This is a genomic window from Flavobacterium sp. Arc2 (assembly GCF_041431385.1).
Taxonomy (GTDB): Bacteria; Bacteroidota; Bacteroidia; order Flavobacteriales; family Flavobacteriaceae; genus Flavobacterium.
The window spans coordinates 1-19194 of sequence record NZ_JASMRH010000015.1 but is presented as its reverse complement, the minus strand read 5'-3'; the positions used below and the strand labels follow the sequence as shown (position 1 = coordinate 19194).

The 19194-nt window shown below is 31.4% G+C and carries 17 protein-coding genes; all 17 read left to right on the top strand.

All coding sequences use genetic code 11. From position 1 onward, the window contains the following. Positions 1-7: 7 nt before the first annotated feature. The 17 genes from QO182_RS11565 to QO182_RS11485 all read left to right on the top strand — a co-directional run bounded on the left by QO182_RS11565 (position 8) and on the right by QO182_RS11485 (position 19109). Positions 8-898 carry a hypothetical protein gene (locus tag QO182_RS11565; RefSeq protein ID WP_371561739.1) on the top strand — a complete coding sequence of 297 codons (891 nt, stop codon included), beginning with the start codon at positions 8-10 and terminating at the stop codon, positions 896-898. Continuing rightward, positions 898-1773, top strand: a complete 876-nt coding sequence (locus tag QO182_RS11560) for a glycosyltransferase family 2 protein (RefSeq protein WP_371561737.1) — start codon at positions 898-900, stop codon at positions 1771-1773. The genes QO182_RS11565 and QO182_RS11560 overlap by 1 nt, the downstream gene beginning before the upstream one ends. Beyond that, entirely contained in the window at positions 1774-2991 is a 1218-nt protein-coding gene (locus QO182_RS11555; protein WP_371561736.1) for a glycosyltransferase, read from the top strand. 1001 nt (positions 2992-3992) lie between these two features. Continuing rightward, positions 3993-4931, top strand: a complete 939-nt coding sequence (locus tag QO182_RS11550) for an O-antigen ligase family protein (RefSeq protein WP_371561734.1) — start codon at positions 3993-3995, stop codon at positions 4929-4931. Then, a complete protein-coding gene (locus QO182_RS11545) occupies positions 4924-5736 on the top strand; it encodes a glycosyltransferase family 2 protein (protein ID WP_371561732.1) in 813 nt (270 codons plus the stop codon). Before QO182_RS11550 ends, QO182_RS11545 begins: the two co-directional genes overlap by 8 nt. Beyond that, on the top strand, positions 5736-6860 hold the full coding sequence (locus tag QO182_RS11540; RefSeq protein ID WP_371561730.1) for a glycosyltransferase family 4 protein: 1125 nt from the start codon (positions 5736-5738) through the stop codon (positions 6858-6860). Before QO182_RS11545 ends, QO182_RS11540 begins: the two co-directional genes overlap by 1 nt. 135 nt (positions 6861-6995) lie before the next feature. Next, entirely contained in the window at positions 6996-8024 is a 1029-nt protein-coding gene (locus tag QO182_RS11535) for a glycosyltransferase family 4 protein (RefSeq protein WP_371535271.1), read from the top strand. Between the two features lie 2 nt (positions 8025-8026). After that, positions 8027-9133 (top strand): glycosyltransferase, encoded by a 1107-nt coding sequence (locus QO182_RS11530; RefSeq protein WP_371535269.1) that lies wholly within the window; start codon positions 8027-8029, stop codon positions 9131-9133. Continuing rightward, a complete protein-coding gene (locus QO182_RS11525) occupies positions 9133-10032 on the top strand; it encodes an NAD-dependent epimerase/dehydratase family protein (protein ID WP_371535268.1) in 900 nt (299 codons plus the stop codon). The genes QO182_RS11530 and QO182_RS11525 overlap by 1 nt, the downstream gene beginning before the upstream one ends. A 10-nt stretch (positions 10033-10042) precedes the next feature. Further along, the gene (gene rfbC, locus QO182_RS11520; protein ID WP_371561728.1) at positions 10043-10591 is read left to right on the top strand and encodes a dTDP-4-dehydrorhamnose 3,5-epimerase; all 549 of its coding nucleotides are present in this window, start codon (positions 10043-10045) and stop codon (positions 10589-10591) included. 279 nt (positions 10592-10870) lie between these two features. Further along, a complete protein-coding gene (rfbD, locus tag QO182_RS11515; RefSeq protein WP_371561726.1) occupies positions 10871-11725 on the top strand; it encodes a dTDP-4-dehydrorhamnose reductase in 855 nt (284 codons plus the stop codon). Positions 11726-11943: 218 nt separating this feature from the next. After that, the gene (locus tag QO182_RS11510; RefSeq protein WP_371561724.1) at positions 11944-12339 is read left to right on the top strand and encodes an endonuclease domain-containing protein; all 396 of its coding nucleotides are present in this window, start codon (positions 11944-11946) and stop codon (positions 12337-12339) included. Position 12340: 1 nt separating this feature from the next. Further along, on the top strand, positions 12341-13390 hold the full coding sequence (gene rfbB / locus QO182_RS11505) for a dTDP-glucose 4,6-dehydratase (protein ID WP_371561722.1): 1050 nt from the start codon (positions 12341-12343) through the stop codon (positions 13388-13390). Between the two features lie 569 nt (positions 13391-13959). Then, positions 13960-14826, top strand: a complete 867-nt coding sequence (gene rfbA, locus QO182_RS11500) for a glucose-1-phosphate thymidylyltransferase RfbA (protein WP_371561720.1) — start codon at positions 13960-13962, stop codon at positions 14824-14826. Between the two features lie 71 nt (positions 14827-14897). Then, positions 14898-15851: a glycosyltransferase family 4 protein gene (locus QO182_RS11495; protein WP_371561718.1), complete on the top strand. Its 954-nt coding sequence runs from the start codon at positions 14898-14900 to the stop codon at positions 15849-15851. 55 nt (positions 15852-15906) lie between these two features. Next, positions 15907-17046, top strand: a complete 1140-nt coding sequence (locus QO182_RS11490; RefSeq protein WP_371561716.1) for a DegT/DnrJ/EryC1/StrS family aminotransferase — start codon at positions 15907-15909, stop codon at positions 17044-17046. A gap of 104 nt (positions 17047-17150) precedes the next feature. Further along, positions 17151-19109: a polysaccharide biosynthesis protein gene (locus QO182_RS11485; protein ID WP_371561826.1), complete on the top strand. Its 1959-nt coding sequence runs from the start codon at positions 17151-17153 to the stop codon at positions 19107-19109. The last annotated feature ends 85 nt before the right edge of the window (positions 19110-19194 follow it).

Genomic DNA, 19194 nt, shown 5'->3' with positions numbered 1-19194 from the left:
ATAATATATGGGAATAAATAATTTAATTAAAGTAGGAATATTAGTCTCATATGATTGGGAATATTTAAAGCAATCTCTACCTATTATTTACGGGCACTCTGATAAAATAACTCTTGCAGTAGATATAAATAGAAATACGTGGAGTGGTAATAAGTATAATCTACCCGATGAATTCTTTAACTTTATCAAGGGCTTTGATTTAGAGAATAAAATATCAATTTATGAAGATGATTTTTATGATAGTAGTTTAACTGTTATGGAAAATGATACTCGTGAAAGGAGAATGTTGTCAGATTTTATGGGAGAAGGGGGATGGCATTTACAAATAGATAGTGATGAGTATTTTATTGATTACGAAGGTTTTGTTGACTTCCTTAAAAAATCGTATAAAAAACACAAGGATGCTGTCGACATTTATTGTCCGGTGATATCTTTATTTAAAAAAAATTCTGAAGGGTATTTTTTTGTAATACAATCAGAGGATGCAATAATAAAGTTTCCGATAGCAACAAATAAACCAGATTATGTTAATGCGCGAGTTGGTAGAAATAAAATTATTAGTACTGATTTTTATATAATTCACGATACTTGGGCAAGAACTGAAGATCAACTACTTCTTAAATTGAGTAATTGGAGTCATGCAAATGATTTTGATGTTAAGAGTTACTTTGAACTGTGGAAGGCAATTGACAAGAATAATTATAAGTATATCAAAGATTTTCACCCTTTAGAAAATAAATTTTGGTATAAATTAGAATATGTAAAATCTAATAGTATACCTGAATTGTTGAAATTTTTAACCAGTAACCCAGAAAAGCTATTGGCTGAAAAAGATAAAATGTTCAGCCTTATAAAACGTATAATAAAATCTTTTTTGCGAATTTTTTTTAAATTTTGATGGAGGTCAGCATAATAATAGTATCCTATAATTGTAAGAGTTTTGTTTTTGAATGTATTGATTCAATAAAGAAGTTGACAGAGTTAATTACTTATGAAGTAATTGTTGTCGATAATAATTCTAGTGATGGCATAGAGGATGATGTAGTGATTAGGTATCCAGACATCCTGTTTTTTAAAAATGATTACAACGGAGGTTTTGGATATGCCAATAATATTGGATTAGCTCACGCTAAAGGGAAGTATGTTTTCTTTTTAAACCCAGACACCTTACTTCTTAATAATGTATGTCAAACCCTGTACGATTATTTAGAGCTTAACAATAATGTCGCCGCTTTAGGTTGCAGAGTTTATGATGAAAATTTAAACAATCAGATGTCCTATGGAAAGTTTCCTAGTGTAATTCAATATTTGTTAGAGGTTTTTCCTGTAAAATGGGTTTCTGACAACTATAAAAATAAGATTTCAAGTGAAGGATACCTTACCGAGGATTTAGATTTAGATGTTGAATTTATATCTGGGGCAGATTTGTTTGTCAGAAAAAGCGTGTTGGATCATATAGGAGGCTTTGATGAAAATTTTTTCCTTTTTTTTGAAGAGGTAGATTTGTGTATGAGGATAAAAAATGCAGGATATCAGATTAGAATTACTTCACAAGCAAAACTCATTCATTTAATGGGACAAACGATGCAGGTTTCATTTCAGAAATTTAAATGGTTTGAAGAAAGTAGGTATGTTTTTTTGAGAAAGTATTATTCGAAAAAGTTCATAGTATTTTCTAAATCAATTTTTATTTTTAGATACCTATTCTTGTGGCTAAAGTATTTAGATAAAGAGTGGCATAAAAGAGCTGTATTTATATATAAATTAAAATAAATGAAAGTTCTACATATTTGTTACACTGATAATATAGGCGGTGCCGCTAAAGCTGCTTTAAGATTTCATTATGCTTTAAAAAAAAACAGCATTGACACGACGATGTTAGTTTATAAAAAAACATTGAATGATCCTTCAATAATTGAAATGTCCAGTTTTGCTGAAAAAATATTTGCTTATTTGGGTTTTTATTTTCAAAGATTTTTGATTAGTTTTTTTAAAAAAAGAAAGGGTAGTGACTTTTCTATAATGTGTTTTCCTGACAAGGGTCTTGTCCGAAAAATTAATAAATTAAATCCCGATATTGTTCATTTTCATTATTTAGGACCTGGAATTATTTCTATCAAAGGATTATCTTTAATTAAGCAAAAAATAGTTTGGACTTTACACGATTCTTTTATTTTTACAGGGGGTTGTCATACAACATATGATTGTTTAGGATATCAAAACTCATGTGGGGCTTGTAATTATCTTAATTCAGAGAAAGAGAATGATATTAGTAAGAAATTGTGGAAAAAAAAGTTTAAATATTTACATGACTACGGAAATATAAACTTGACTGCTCCAAGCAATTGGATGAAAATTTGCGCGGAATCCTCTTCTATATTTAAGAATAAAAATGTGACATGTATTCCAAATTTGATAGATACTGAAATATATACTGCAAAATCAAAAGTAGATTCAAAATCTTTTTTTGGCATTAGCTCGGATGTCAAAATAATAACTACAGGAGGATCTAATTTTGAGTTCGATGCTAATAAAGGTATGATGCTTTTTTTGGATTCTCTCCAATATTTAGATAATAAAAATAATGTTGAGATTTTTATTTTTGGGACTAAAAAAGAGGGTAGGGAAATTTTTAAAGGTTTCACCTTGAGGTACTTGGGTTATATAAGTAGCCAAGATTTACTTGTAAGTCTTTTTTCGGCATCAGATGTCGTTGTTGTGCCTTCTAAGCAAGAGAGTTTTGGACAAGTTGCTATTGAAGCTATGGCTTGCGGTTCACCTGTAGTAGCATTTAATACATCAGGTTTAAAGGATATTTTAGAACACAAGGTTAATGGTTATTTGGCTCAGACTTTTGACGTACAAGATTTAGCTAAAGGAATTCAATTTGTTTTGTCAAATGACTTGTCTGAAAATGCTTTTAAAACTGTGTCATTCAAGTTCTCTGAAAATATTGTAGTTAATAATTTGATTGACTTTTATAAAATATGAATAAATATTTAAGTATTAAGTTAAAATAGATTTTTATTTTTTTAACTGTAATCGTAGTTTGTACACATTCATATAATATAAGAATTATAAGGAATGGTGATGTTTTAAGAATTGATAAGAATTGTAACTCATTTTTTCAATATTCATTTTTTTTATATGCTTTACATGAACCAATATTGAGTTTTTTTAAAGTTGTCTTATTCCATTTTCTGGGTAATACTGAATTTATTTCTCATCTCGCTTTTACAATATTTTTTATATTACTAATTGGTTATTCTTTAAAAAAAACTTACCAAAATTTTATTATTTGATAACTAGAGGTAGGTAAAAAACGGCCATTTTTTTAGTTTGCATTAAATTTCAACGATGAAGATTTTTTTTGTATCATAAAGCAAAGTTTTGAAGACGTTATTTATAATTTTGGGGTTAATAATGTTTGCGGTGAGAAGGCTATAAAAAAAGAACAAGCGGAATTTGGTTTAAAGGATTATTAGTTGGGTTGGTCTGTGATTCAAAAGCTATTAAAAATAATGAATAAAAGAAATTCTATATCTACTTTGAAGGATATGACTATCCTAGTGAAAAACCAAAACAAGGATATAACATATAAACTTTAACAAGAGCTAATTCTAAGTATAATTCAAAAGAAATCTTGAACGAATTATAATGGAAACTAATAATTAAGTAAAAAAAATATTAAATTGAGGTATAAAGTTAACATAAAGACAATATCACTATTTTTCGTGTGGCTATTATTATTATGTAATCCACCATTTAGTTTTTATCTAGTTGCGGGATTTCCGCACTTATTAATAAAATTATTTTCTTTTACGGTTTTGGCATTGATATTAATATCGAAAAAGAGGTATGTAATATCATTACAGATTTACGCAATTGTTTTTATTTTATTTTTGAATGTTGCATTTTATTTATTTTCATTTATATATCAAAATGATTTTAGTTATATATCTCAAGCTTTTCCAGTAGTTTATGTTTTGATTATGTATATTGTAATAAAGAATATAATTGGTTTTGAAAAATTTGTAAAATCTTACCTGTTTCTCATGATTGCAATGGGATTTATGGGGTTCTTTGCTTTTTTGCTAGGACTTGTAGATAAATTACCCAATTTGGGCTATGTGGGTGATCCTGTTAAGGAATCAATGAACTATCTTTTTACATTTTCTAATTCTGTTTTTAATAGAGATGGAGATTTTAAATTGATTAGAGTTGCAGGGTATTTTGATGAGCCTGGAACCATGGCCTTTTATTTAACTTTTGCGCTTTTATTAAATCAAATGACTTTTAAGAATAGATTTTATGATAAATTAATAATATTTTCAGGTATTTTTACATTTTCGCTAGCCTTCTTTTTTACTTTAATTGTGTATTTTTCGTTTTATCCAAATTGGAAAAAAACATATATAAGATTATGTATTATTTTGTGCGCATTATTTTTCACCATTTCATTGACAAAAGACACCAACTCTATATCAGGAATGATCAATTTAATGACATTAAGTAGGCTTCAAAATTCGGATGATGGAATGATTCAAGGTGATAATAGAACTGTTTATTTTGAACAAGGTATTGAATTTTTTAAAGAAAAGCCACTATTAGGTCATGGGCAAGAAAATGTATTAACGGGTAGAAAATTTTTTGGATATGATCCTTCTTCGTTTGTTGGTTATCTGGTTTTTTATGGTGTAATAGGGACAAGTATTATTTTTATGATTTATTTATATCAATTTACGTATATTTTTAAATTTAATGGTGATTTAAAAATTGATGTTTTTGTTTTAAAATTAATATTTATTGAATTACTATTGTTTATTCAACGACCATTAGTTAATGTACCTTTAGCCTTATTGATTTTAGTAGTAATTGTTGAACTTATTAATCTACGTAGAAATTCTACAACTCAGTTTGAAAATGTATAATCCCAAAATTTCGATAATCACAATTGTTTATAATGATAAAATTGGATTAGAAAAGACAATCAATAGTGTTTTAAATCAGGATTTTAAAGATTTTGAATTTATAGTGATCGATGGTCTATCTACTGATGGCTCTTCAGATTTAGCAAACAAGTATATCGAACATATTACAAAATACGTAAGAGAAAAAGACAATGGTATCGCAGATGCCTTTAATAAGGGGTTAAAATTTTGCAATGGAGATTGGGTTTATTTTTTAAATGCAGGAGATTTTTTTGCGGAAAACAATACACTAACCAAAATTTATAATTCATTTTTAAGTTTATCAAAAAGTAGTATAGTTTCAGGAAAAGTTAAGATTGTTGATGTTAACCAAGTACCATTAGGGTATAATCATCCAAATGGAAAAGTATCTATTGATGATTTGCTGAATAGAAATATAATTGCACATCAGGCCACTTTTGTTAAGTTAGAAGTTTTCAATAAAATAGGAAATTTTAAACCTTATAAAATTCATATGGACTATGATTTTTGGATTAGGTGTTTAAGATCGGAAATTAAATTTGAATTAATTGAGGAAGTTGTTGCGTGCTTTACAAGAAATGGAGTTTCTTCATTTAGAAAGAATTATTTAATAGCAGTGAAAGAGCAATTAGGAATATTGTTGAATTATTCATTTATTAGTAAATTTAGATATTACAAGGTTTATTATTCTAATTTCTTGTATTTCTCGTTAAAAAGTTTGATTAGGCTTTTAATAGGAGAAAAAATGACTAATATTATTAATCAAAATAGACTAAAAAGATAATGAGAATAGCATTGGATGGTCGAAGTTTATCTTCTGAACCTGCAGGAATTTCAAATTTTACATTAAATGCAATAAATGCTCTTTCAGAAGACAAAAAGAATGTAATTTTTATTTTTTCTCATAAAGAAATTAACAATACCATACTAAAGCGTTTGTCTTTTAAAAATGGAAATGTTTTTATTACTGTAAAGCCTCTATTTTTCTTAAAAGATATTGGTGTTCTATGGTTTTTTTTAAAATTTCCTTTTTTGATAAGATTTGGGAACTTTGATATACTCTGGGGCCCTAGTCAAGTTTTGCCGCCTTCTTTTTTGACAGGGAAAATTAAGCGTATGGTAACCATACATGATTTAGTTTTTAAATCTTACGTCAAAACAATGTCTTTGTATATTAGAATAGAGAATTTCTTATCCACTTCAAGAACAATTAAAAATGCTGATTTTATTTGGTGTGTTTCAGAATATACTTCCAAGGAACTTAAACAGTTTTTTCCACATCGAAAAGCCAAAGATATTTTCGTAGGTTCAGGTATTGATAATTCGGTATTTAAAAAGATAAATCTTGACGATTTAGATAAAAAAAAGATAAGAGAGAAATATCATTTTAATGGTACGACTATGGTTTTTGTTGGAACACTTGAACCAAGAAAAAATTTAAAGTTTTTGCTAAGTTTGATGTCTGTCCTATCTGAAAAAGGAATTTCACTTGCAGTAATAGGGGGTAAAGGTTGGGGTAGTGTTGAAGAGGTACTTCATAATGATTCAAAAGAGCAATACGGTTCTAATGTACAATTTCTAGGATATGTTTCTACTGACTCTTTAGTTGAAATATATAATGTTGCAGATATAATTATTTCTACTTCTTTAAATGAGGGTTTTGGTTTGCCCTTATTAGAGGCAATGGCTTGTGGATGTCCGGTTGTGGCCCCTCATAACTCTGCAATGATTGATATCGTTTCAGGATTTGGCACTAGCATTGTTGGTTGGGAAAAAGATGAATGGGTTAGCGGTATCATTGCTACAATTAAAAACAGAGATGAAATGACAAAAAAGTTAGAATCTAAAGTTTCGCAATATAATTGGGAGAAAATTGGTAGCGACCTTGATGTTTACTTAAATAAATAGGAGATTGGAATTTTAATTTTTTGATATATTGGATTTGATTTTTTTGGTGTATTTAAAAGTGATATTTATTTAATAAAATTCTGTAACATAATTATTAGAATGATTTATATAAACGGTAGATTCCTTTGTCACAAAATGGATGGCATAAGTAGATTTTCACTGGAGATTTGCAAACAATTGAAAAAATTAGGTTTAGATTTTAAAATTATAATTCCAAAGTGGGTTGTATATGAAAATAAGGAGGGGTTTGAAATTGTTCAGTTTGGTCATTTAAAATCTCATTTTTGGGAACAAATAGATTTGTTGCGATTCCTTAAAAGTAAAGGAAATCCATTGCTTTTAAATCTGTCAGGATTGGGACCGTTATTTTATAAGAATCAAATCATTACCATTCATGATTTGTCTTTTTATGATAACAAGAAATGGTTTTCGAAGGCGTACACTCTTTTTTATAGTATTGCAACACCTATTTCAGCAAAAAATGCTCTAAAAATCCTTACTGTAAGTGATTTTTCTAAAACTGAAATTACAAAATATCTTAAGATTGATGAAGGTAAAATAGAAGTTGTGTACAACGCAGTTGCTAATGATCTTGAAAAATTTTCTTATAATATCCAAATTAGTCCGATTGTAAGCTGTGTTGTGGATCGTAAATATATTTTAGCAGTATCTTCAATAGATCCCAGAAAAAATTTGCAACGTTTGATAGATTCTTTTTTGGAACTAAATTTAAAAGATTACAAGCTTGTTCTGGTTGGTAAAACCTCGAGTCATTTTAACATTAAGTTGCGGTCAAATCCAGAGAGTGTTATTTTTACAGGGTTTGTTTCTGATTCAGATCTTTCTGTTTTGTATAAAAAATGTGATTTTTTTATTTACCCTTCATTATATGAGGGCTTTGGTATCCCTCCTTTAGAAGCCATGAGAAATGATTGTGCTGTTGTTGTTTCGGATATTCCTAGTTTGAGAGAGGTTTGTTCGGATGCTGCTCTTTATGTTGACCCTTTTGATAACGAGAGTATAAAAAATGGAATTTTGAAAATTATTACAGATTCAAAGTTAAAAGAAGAATTAAAACTAAAAGGGAGTTCACGTTCCAGATTTTTCAAATGGGAAGTATCTGGAGTTAAAGTATATGATGTAATAAATAATATTAGAGTTTAAAGATGAAGGTAATTCAGTTAGTGAAATATTATGATCCATGTCAAGGAGGAATGGAAACAGTCGTTAAAAATATAGTTCAGGGGATTATTGATAGTTCTGATGATATACGATTTACAGTCTATTCTAATAATCACAAACAAAATTTTGTGAAGGCTATTAAAGAAAAAGAAAGAGAAACAATCATAAAAGAAATTACACCTTTCTATTTAAAAAGTCAACCTCTAAATTTAAGATACCCATCTTTAAAAAAGTTAATAATGGATAATGATGTAATTCATCATCATTATCCTTTTCCAACAATGGAATTTGCCTTGTTGCGATATTTTAAAAAAATGTCAGGTAAAAAGTTTATAATTACCTGGCATGCAAATATTAAAAATTCGAGGTGGAGTTGGATTGAACGTGTTTATAATCCAATGATTGAAAAGGTTCTTGATAGAGCAGATGCAATTGTTGTTACGTCTCCGCAACTTTTTGAAGCCTCCCAGATACTTCAAAAATACGCTGATAAAGTACATACGATCCCGCTAAGTTTCGATCCAAAATATGCCACGACAATTTCAAAAAAATATCCAGAAGATCGCAGTTTTCAACTGCTTTTTGTGGGGAAACTGCGAAAGTATAAAGGAGTTGAATATTTGCTAAATGCCATAGTAGATTTAGACGTAAAATTGAATATAGTAGGTAATGGTGAGGAATTGGAAAGTTTAAAATCTATAGTAGAAATATTACAAATTGGTAACAAAGTGACTTTTATTTCCAATGCCAATGATGAACAGTTAGCTGCGTTTTATAAAGAAGCTGATTTGTTTGTATTGCCTTCCATTAATGAAGCCGAAGCTTTTGGCGTTGTTCAATTAGAAGCAATGGCTAACGGGCTTCCGGTGATAAATACTAATTTAGAGTCGGGCGTTCCTTTTGTTTCTTTACATGATTATTCAGGAATTACAGTCGAACCAAAAAACATTAACGAATTAAAAGAAGCTATTGAAAAAATGATTAATAACAGAGAGTTGTATGAATTATATTCTTCTAATGCCTTAGATAGAGTAAATTTATTTTCAAGGGAAAAAATGTCGAAAGCATACATAGAAATTTATAAATCATAATGGTAAAAAAAGTTGCAATAACAGGCGCCTCCGGATTTGTAGGGATCAATCTTAAAGATTATTTAAAGTCATCTTATGAAGTGCAACCATGGAGCGTACGTTTTAAACCCAATCAACATTTTGTAATTGGTTCTGATGCGATTATTCATTTAGCGGGGAAAGCGCACGATTTGAAAAAAGTGTCTAGTCCGCAGGATTATTACGATGCTAATTTTGAGTTGACTAAGCAATTATTTGATGCTTTCTTGGCGTCAGAAGCAACTGTTTTTGTCTTCATGAGTACGGTTAAAGCTGTAGCTGATTCTGTAAATGGCATTTTAACAGAAGATACGATGCCAGATCCTCAAACGCATTATGGAATTGCAAAGTTTAAAGCAGAGCAATATATTTTATCGCAAGAAATACCCAAAGGAAAACGAGTTTATATTTTAAGACCTTGTATGATTCACGGTCCTGGAAATAAAGGAAATCTCAATTTATTATACCAATTAGTTTCCAAAGGATTGCCTTGGCCACTAGGTGCTTTTGAGAATCAACGCTCTTTTTTAAGTATTGAAAATCTTTGCTTCGTTATTAAAGAGATACTAGAAAACGATTCAATTCTTTCAGGAGTTTACCAAATTGCTGATGACAAACCATTATCTACAAATGAATTAATTCAATTGTTAGGGAATAGTTTAAATAAAAGAAGCAGAATATTGAATGTATCACAAAAGGGGATAACATCAATAGCAAAATTAGGAGACTACTTGCATTTGCCTTTAAATTCAGAGCGCCTACAAAAACTTACTGAAAATTATGTGGTAAGAAATCAAAAAATTGTAATGGCTTTAGGTAAACCTTTGCCAATAGAATCAAAAGAAGGTTTGTTGAAAACATTCCAATCATTCAAAAAATAATAGGCACAATATGACAATTGAAAAAACAACAATACAAGATTTAGTGATTATAACTCCCAGGGTTTTTGAAGATTCTAGGGGGTTCTTTTTCGAAGCATACAATCAGGCTAAATTTCTTGAGAATGGGATCAATTATCAATTTATACAAGACAATCAATCTTTCTCAAAACGAGGAGTGATACGTGGATTGCATTTGCAAATTAACCCTTTTGCCCAAGCTAAATTAGTAAGGGTGTTAGAAGGAGAAATTCTGGATGTGGCAGTAGATTTGCGTAAAAATTCTGCGACTTACGGACAACATTTTAGTGTGGTTTTAAGTGCAGACAATAAAAAACAATTGATGGTGCCCCATGGTTTTGCGCACGGGTTTTCGGTTTTGAGTGAAACGGCTTCAGTGATGTACAAAGTAGATCAGTTATACAATAAAGAAAGTGAGAGAGGAATTCGTTATGATGATGCCACGCTTGCGATAGACTGGCAGTTAAGTCCAGAGGAAGTTATTGTTTCTGAAAAGGATTTGATATTGCCTGGTTTTGATGAAATTGATTGGGAGTTTTAAAAAAGAGTTTATAAGTTTAAAGTTTATAAAAAAGTTTAAGGTTTAAAGTTGTCGGTTAGATAGAGAGTTGGTTTTAACCGCAAAGTTTGCAAAGGAGACGCAAAGGACTCAAAGTTGTTTGTACTGAAATTGTGTACTCTGGGAGTTTTAAAAATTGTTTAAATGTTTAAGGTTTAAAGTTGTCAGTTGGATTGAGGCTTACATCTCTTTGCAAATGCAACAATCAAAATAAAATAAAAGCAGCTGCAATACCTTGTGCTTTTGTGTTAAAAAACAAAAATGGAAAAAATTTTAGTTACAGGTTCAACCGGACAATTGGGTTCAGAATTGAAAGTATTATCCGAGAATTATGCGCAATACGAATGGGTTTTTGCGGATAGAACAGATGTTTCTTTGGGTAATTTAGATTTACTTAAAGGACAATTAGAAAGGATCCAGGCTGATGTTATATTAAATTGTGGCGCTTATACTGCTGTGGATAAAGCAGAAACGGAAACCGAATTAGCTGATGTAGTGAATCATCTAGCTGTTGAAGTGCTTGCTACCTATGCAAAAGAGCATGGGGTTAAGTTGATACACATTTCGACAGATTATGTTTTTGATGGTACCTCTTCAACTGCTTTGAAAGAAGTCACAAATACAAATCCTATTAATGTATATGGGGCGACTAAACGCGCAGGGGAATTAGCTGCTATAGCCGTTAATTCAGATATTGTGATTATTAGAACGTCATGGGTGTACAGTCGTTTTGGAAATAATTTTGTAAAAACGATGCAACGTTTGTTGAAAGAACGTGATACGTTAGGAGTGGTAAATGACCAAATAGGCTCGCCTACTTACGCCGCCGATTTAGGTCAGGCGATGATTGACATAATAAATGCTCAAGAATGGATTCCTGGGATTTATAATTATTCGAATGAAGGAGAGATCAGTTGGTACGAATTTGTATTGGCTATTCAAGAAATTACAGGAGATAGTTGTGAAGTGAGTGGTATACCTTCTTCATTGTATCCAACTCCTGCGGCACGACCCGCTTTTTCATTATTGGACAAATCCAAGATTAAAGATGTTTATGGTGTTGGAGTGCCGGAGTATAGAGAAAGTTTGAAAAAATGTTTAATGTTTAAAGTTTAAAATTGTTCAATGTTTTCGGTTTGCCCCGTCCCTAAAGGGAGCCGAAAATTAAGAGCGTGAATTTATCTCGACACTAAATGGGGCTGAAAATTGAGAGTATAATTGTAACTAAAATGTGGTGCCAATTTAAATTGTAATTTTGTGTTTTTTTTTTTGCTCCCTTTAGGGCAAGGGGAAACAAAAAAGAAACTGACTAAAATTTATTTACACCCTTTAGGATGAAAAAGAATCCATTACTTTCAGATACTATGTGGAAAAGTACTTCGGAAATTATTTTTTCTAATGCTAAAAAATTAAGAGAAAACCCTACTCAAGCTGAAGAACTAATGTGGTTGTCTTTGAGGAATAACCAATTGGAGGGTTGTAAATTTAGAAGGCAACATCCATTATTGAATTATGTAGCGGATTTTTATTGTCACCAATTGAAATTAGTGGTAGAAATTGATGGAGAATACCACCAAACTGTGGAGCAAAAGAAATTAGATAAGGAACGAACTGTAACTATTGAATTTCAAGGATTAGATATAATCCGTTTTACCAACGATGAAGTGCTGACAGATATTAATACGGTCTTGAATAAGATAAAAAAATTTATACAATTGAAACTATTATAAAATGAAAAAAATATTAATCACAGGTGGTGCAGGTTTTATCGGATCGCATGTAGTTCGCCTTTTTGTTAAAAAATATCCAAACTATCAAATATTCAATTTGGATGCATTGACGTATGCGGGTAATTTAGAAAACATCACAGATATTGAAAACGAACCCAATTATACGTTTGTAAAAGGAGATATTGTTGATGCTGATTTTATAGATGCATTATTTGAAGAGCATCAGTTTGATGGCGTTTTACATTTAGCTGCCGAATCGCATGTGGATCGTTCTATTACTGATCCGTTGTCTTTTGTAAAAACAAATGTGATAGGTACGATGAATTTATTGAATGCGGCTAAAACGATTTGGAAAGATAATATGGAAGGAAAACGTTTCTACCATATCAGTACTGATGAGGTTTATGGAAGTTTAGGAGCAGAAGGGTTATTTACTGAAACTACAGCCTACGATCCTAATTCACCTTATTCGGCTTCAAAGGCAAGTTCAGATCATTTTGTACGTGCTTATGGTGAGACTTATGGTTTACCTTATGTTTTGACCAATTGTTCTAATAACTACGGGCCATTTCATTTTCCTGAAAAATTGATTCCATTATTTATCAATAATATTATACAAAATAAACCTTTACCTGTGTATGGAGACGGAAAATACACTCGCGATTGGCTTTTTGTAGAAGATCATGCGGTTGCCATTGATTTAGTTTTTCATGAAGGTGTAAATCACGATACCTACAACATTGGTGGATTTAATGAATGGCAAAATATCGATTTGGTAAAATTACTTTGCAAAATCATGGATGAAAAATTAGGCCGTGAAGCAGGTACGTCAGAACAATTGATTTCGTATGTGAAAGACCGTCCTGGTCATGATTTGCGTTACGCAATTGATGCGAATAAGATTAATAAAGAACTAGGGTGGAAGCCTTCGGTTACTTTTGAGGAAGGGCTTGAGAAAACAGTAAATTGGTATTTAGAAAATGAGAACTGGCTGAGTAATATCACTAGTGGGGAGTATGCAACGTATTATGAGAAGCAGTACGCAAATTAACTCGAATTTATCCGAATTTCACTAATGGATGCTACCAATGACGTTTCGTTAAAAGTTAGAAATTAAAGTTTGTTAATTTTCTTTTGCCTTGATGCAAAAGAAACAAAAGATCAAGCCTGAAAATTCAAAACTTAAAAACTACCTCAAAACTATGTTCCGCAGCCCGAGCCGTTCGCCTTTCAGGCTCAACTCGCGGACTGCTGCTACCTGACTGCCACTGGCAGTCCTCCTTTTAATTTCAAATGTTTTTTGACGTTTTTAATTTAAGGGCGCGGTGAGAAGTGCTTCCTTTCATTATTAAGAGGTGTTATTAGTTAGGAGATGACTGAGTGCTTTGAATTAGCGTTTTTCTTTTAGCTCACTTAATCGTTGTTTTAAGAGGAGTTTACTGTGGCTGTTCGCTTAGCGCATCTGCGTAAGCTACGGACAGTTGCATCACGGAAAAGACAGCGATTTGATGTATATTGAAAATAAACTTAAGAGGTTTTTTGGTCTTATCAGATATGTGAATAATAAATAAGAATGTAATTCGGATCACGCTCTTCGAATTACTAATAACAAAATAAACTATGAAAGGAATTATATTAGCAGGAGGTTCAGGAACACGATTGCACCCACTTACATTAGCAATGAGTAAGCAAATGATGCCGGTTTATGATAAACCCATGATTTATTATCCATTGTCTACATTGATGATGGCAGGTATCAATGAGATTTTAATTATTTCAACACCACACGATTTGCCCAATTTCAAAAAGTTATTGGGAGATGGTTCTACTATAGGATGTAAATTCAGTTATGCTGAACAAGCTATTCCTAATGGTTTAGCCCAAGCCTTTGTTATAGGAGAAGAATTTATTGGAAATGATGATGTAGCTTTAGTTTTAGGTGACAATATTTTCTTTGGTTCGAATATGCAAGAATTGCTTCGTTCAAATACCAAGCCGCAAGGCGGAGTTGTATTTGCTTACCACGTTTCAGATCCGGAGCGTTATGGAGTGGTAGAATTTGACAAGGAATTCAAAGCGCTTTCTATCGAAGAAAAGCCTTTAGAACCAAAATCAAATTATGCAGTTCCAGGATTGTATTTTTATGACAATTCAGTAGTCGAAATCGCTAAAAATATCAAGCCAAGTCCTCGTGGTGAATATGAAATCACGGATGTTAATAAAGTATATTTAGCAAAAGGAAATTTGAAAGTAGGTATTTTAAGTAGAGGAACTGCTTGGTTAGATACAGGGACTTTCAATAGCTTAATGCAAGCTGGTCAATTTGTTCAAGTTCTTGAAGAACGACAAGGATTAAAAGTGGGATGTATTGAAGAAATTGCTTGGCGCCAAGGATTCATCACAGAACAACAACTAAGAGAACTAGCCGACCCTTTAAAGAAATCAGGTTATGGTGAGTATCTTTTAGGATTATTAAAACACAAATAGTAACTATTTAAAATTAGTGCTTTCTAGAAATTGATGTAATCATTTTCTAATATGAAATCAATATTCCATATATGCAATACCTCATATTATTCATCTTGTTAATCGCTATTGAGCTTATTTATTTTAAAATAGCAGACAAATACAATATTATTGATAAGCCTAACAGTAGGTCTTCTCATACAGCAATCACTTTAAGAGGGGGTGGAATTATTTTTCCAGTAGCCACTTTAATTGCTTTTTCTTTGGGATATGTTTCGTGGGAGCTAACGTTGGCTGTTACAATGGTCGCTTTAGTAAGTTTTATTGACGATATTAAACCATTGTCACAATTGCCACGTTTTGCAACACATGTGGTTGCTGTGCTTTTAGTGTTTTATGATTTGAATTTATTTTCTGAAGCAATATGGTTGCTTCCAATTCTATTTGTCTTGATGATAGGTTGGGTTAATGCTTTCAATTTTATGGATGGTATCAACGGAATAACAGTATTGTATGCACTAACTGCCATTATAAGTTTTGCTTATTTAGCAATAAACGAAGAAAGCTTACCACTTCTTATCACAATGGGGTTGTCTTGTGTGGTTTTCGGAATATTTAATGTTCGAAAAAAAGCAAAAACCTTTGCTGGTGATGTGGGAAGTATTAGTATGGCGCTTTTTTTGGGCTATTTTATGATAAAGACAATTACAGATTCTGGTCAATTAGGATACATTTTATTCTTTAGCGTTTACGGAATTGATGCTGTCATTACTATCGTAAATAGACTGCTTAAGAAAGAAAATATATTTGAGCCTCATCGTTCTCATTTGTATCAATACCTAGCCAATGAAATGGGATATTCTCATGTCGCTGTTGCATTTCTTTATGCGGTAGTTCAGTTGGGAATCAATGTCATTGTGATATATATGGCTACAAATGGAAGTTTGTCACTGCTTTTTATAGGAGGTTTTTTACTACTGATGACTCTTATTTATTTAGGGAGTAGGGCAATCATTATTAGTAAAGTGCGTATTAATAGGGCATAATTATTATTCTGCTTACTGGGAAAGTATAAACTGAATGATTTTTAATTTTTAAGAAATGGCTGAGAATAAAATTTGGCTTTCGACTCCTCATATGGGTGGAAATGAACAAAAGTACGTTCAAGAGGCTTTTGATTCTAATTGGGTTGCTCCAATGGGTCCAAATTTGGCTATTTTTGAGCAAAATTTAGAAAATTATTTACTTTCAGGATATGTTGCGGTACTAAATTCGGGGACAGCAGCCATTCATTTAGGATTAATTCTTTTAGGAATTAAGTCAGGGGATGAGGTATTATGTCAAAGCATGACTTTTTCGGCGTCAGCCAACCCTATTTTATATTTGGGAGCTACCCCTTTATTTATTGATAGTGAACCAGAGACTTGGAATTTATGTCCCATACTGCTAGAAACAGCGATTTTAGACAGAATTTCTAAAGGACTAAAACCAAAAGCAATAATCGCTGTCGATTTATATGGTACTCCTTATAAAATTGAGGAAATAAGGCGCATTGCAAATAAATATTCGATACCCATTCTAGAAGATAGTGCAGAGGCATTGGGGAGTAGTTATAAAGGTCAAAAATGTGGCACTTTTGGAGATATTAGCGTTTTATCTTTTAACGGAAGTAAGGTTGTAACGACCTCGGGTGGAGGAGCGATTGTAACCAATTCTAAGGCACTAAAAGAACGAGCCATTTTTTTAGCAACTCAAGCAAGAGAGGATGCGCCACATTATCAGCATTCTGAAATTGGATATAACTATCGAATGAGTAATATTTGTGCAGCAATAGGCAGAGGACAAATGGAAGTTCTAGATGCTCATGTGTTTTTAAGAAGAAAAATGCATGAATTTTATGTGGATTTGTTTAGCGCAATAGAAGGGGTTACTGTCTTTACTGTGCCTGACGAAAGTTTCTTCTCCAATTATTGGTTATGTGCTGTTCTAATAGATCCTTCGAAAACAAATGCAATAACAAGGGAAATGTTACGATTAGTATTAGAGAAAGAGAATATTGAATCAAGACCATTATGGAAACCGATGCATTTACAACCGATTTTTTCTGACTACCCCTATTATGGTAACGGTGTTTCTGAAACGCTTTTTTCAAATGGACTCTGTTTGCCATCCGGCTCTAATCTTACAAAACAGGATCGAAACAGAATAAAATCTATTGTTTTAGATTTATTCAGTAAATAAAAATGTTTAATATTTGATTTTAAATAATATGAATAAATAAAATAAATAGTAGTATTTTTGACATCTTAATTTAAATTAGTAAAAAATCTATTTTGAGTAATTATATAAATCCGCGTTCAAATTCATTTTTTAGAAATCTTTTTTCTAAAGAAAAGTTAAGATTTAATATCCATAATATAAGCTATTTACCTAGGTGGATAATAGTTGGGTTGGATTTTTTTGTTTTAGTAATTACATTTTTTTTTACCTATCTACTTTTTAGGGGTACTGGGTTAAATTATATAACAACTCCTTATAGTGCACTATTTATTTTATTGCTATTTGGTGTTAATATATTCTTTTTTTGGTTGTTTAGGACTTATTCTGGAATTATAAGGCACTCTTCTTTCATTGATGCTGTTAAATTATTGTTTTCGCAATTAGCGGTTCTAATATTATTCATAATGTTTAACTTTGCTTTTGATCTTCTATACGGACATAAGGCATTTTTGAATACGGCACTTTTTATCAATATGGTGCTTTCTTTCTGTGGATTATTTTTGTATCGTGTTATTGTCAAACAAACTTTCGAGCATTATCTTTTAGAAAAAAGTGATATAAAACTATCAAGAACTGTTATTTATGGAACAGACGCTAACGCTATGTCAGTTGCAAAAGCTTTAAAGCTGGAATCCCCTCCTCGTTTTAAAATTGTAGGGTTTGTAGATAGAAATAATCAAAACTCCTCCAAACGAATGTTGGATTTGCCTATTTTAACGTTAAAGAAAAAACTTCCCACTTTAATGCGCTCCGTGGGAGCAGAGGGAGTAATTATTGCTGATAAAAGTTTGTCAAAAGAAGAACGATTAATCATTGTGGACCAATGCTTAGAGTTTAATTATAAGGTATACATAGTTCCACTTATTGCTGACTGGGAAAATCAAAAAGAGATATCGCAAAAAGTAAAAACGATTCAAATTGAAGACCTTCTGGAAAGAAAACCAATTGTTTTAGATAATAAATCTATTTCAAAACAATTAAAAGACAATACGGTTTTAATTACGGGCGCCGCAGGTTCTATAGGTAGTGAAATTGTACGGCAGGTATTAATTTATAATCCTAAAAAGGTTATTATCTTAGACCAAGCTGAGACTCCATTACATCATTTGAATTTAGAGACTGAAATGCTACCTACAAATTCAAAAATTAAAATTATTGTTGCAGATATTAGAAATAAAGATGCAATGGATAAGGTTTTTAGGCTATATAAGCCCCAGGTAGTTTTCCACGCAGCTGCTTATAAGCATGTGCCCTTAATGGAAGAAAATCCTTCTCAGGCTATTCTTACCAATATTGGAGGGACTAAAAATCTTGCTGACTTAGCCTGTTTGTATAAGGTAAAGAAATTTGTAATGATATCTACTGACAAAGCAGTTAACCCTAGTAATGTTATGGGGGCAAGTAAGCGTATTTCCGAGAAATATGTACAGTCGCTGCAATTAAAAGTTCAAAATGTAGGCGAAAAAAACACTACCAAATTTATTACTACCCGTTTTGGTAATGTTTTAGGATCTAATGGGTCTGTTGTGCCTTTATTTACAAAGCAAATTGCGCAAGGGGGACCAGTCACAATAACACATCCTGATATTATTAGGTACTTCATGACTATTCCAGAGGCTTGCCAGTTAGTTCTGGAAGCTGGTGCGATGGGTAAAGGAGGCGAAATTTATATTTTTGATATGGGAAAACCTGTTAAGATCATTGATTTGGCAAGGAAGATGATTAAGTTGGCCGGATACATTCCTGAAAAAGAAATCAAAATACAAATCGTAGGTTTAAGACCAGGGGAGAAATTATATGAAGAATTACTTAATGATACTTCGAAAACGATTCCTACTTATCATGAAAAAATAATGATTGCAGAAGAAATTCAAGATGAGTTTGAAACTTTGCATGCTGATATCGAAGAGTTAATCGATCAAGCAAATTATTTTGGAAACGATGAGATCGTTAGGAAGATGAAAAAAATAGTTCCGGAATTTAAAAGTATGAATTCTACTTTTGAATTGTTGGATGTAAAATAATAACTAAATGTTTTGACCCCTATAAAACAAGAGAGTTATTCTAAATTTCGATTATTAATTATGCGGTTAATTTTTTCATTAAAAT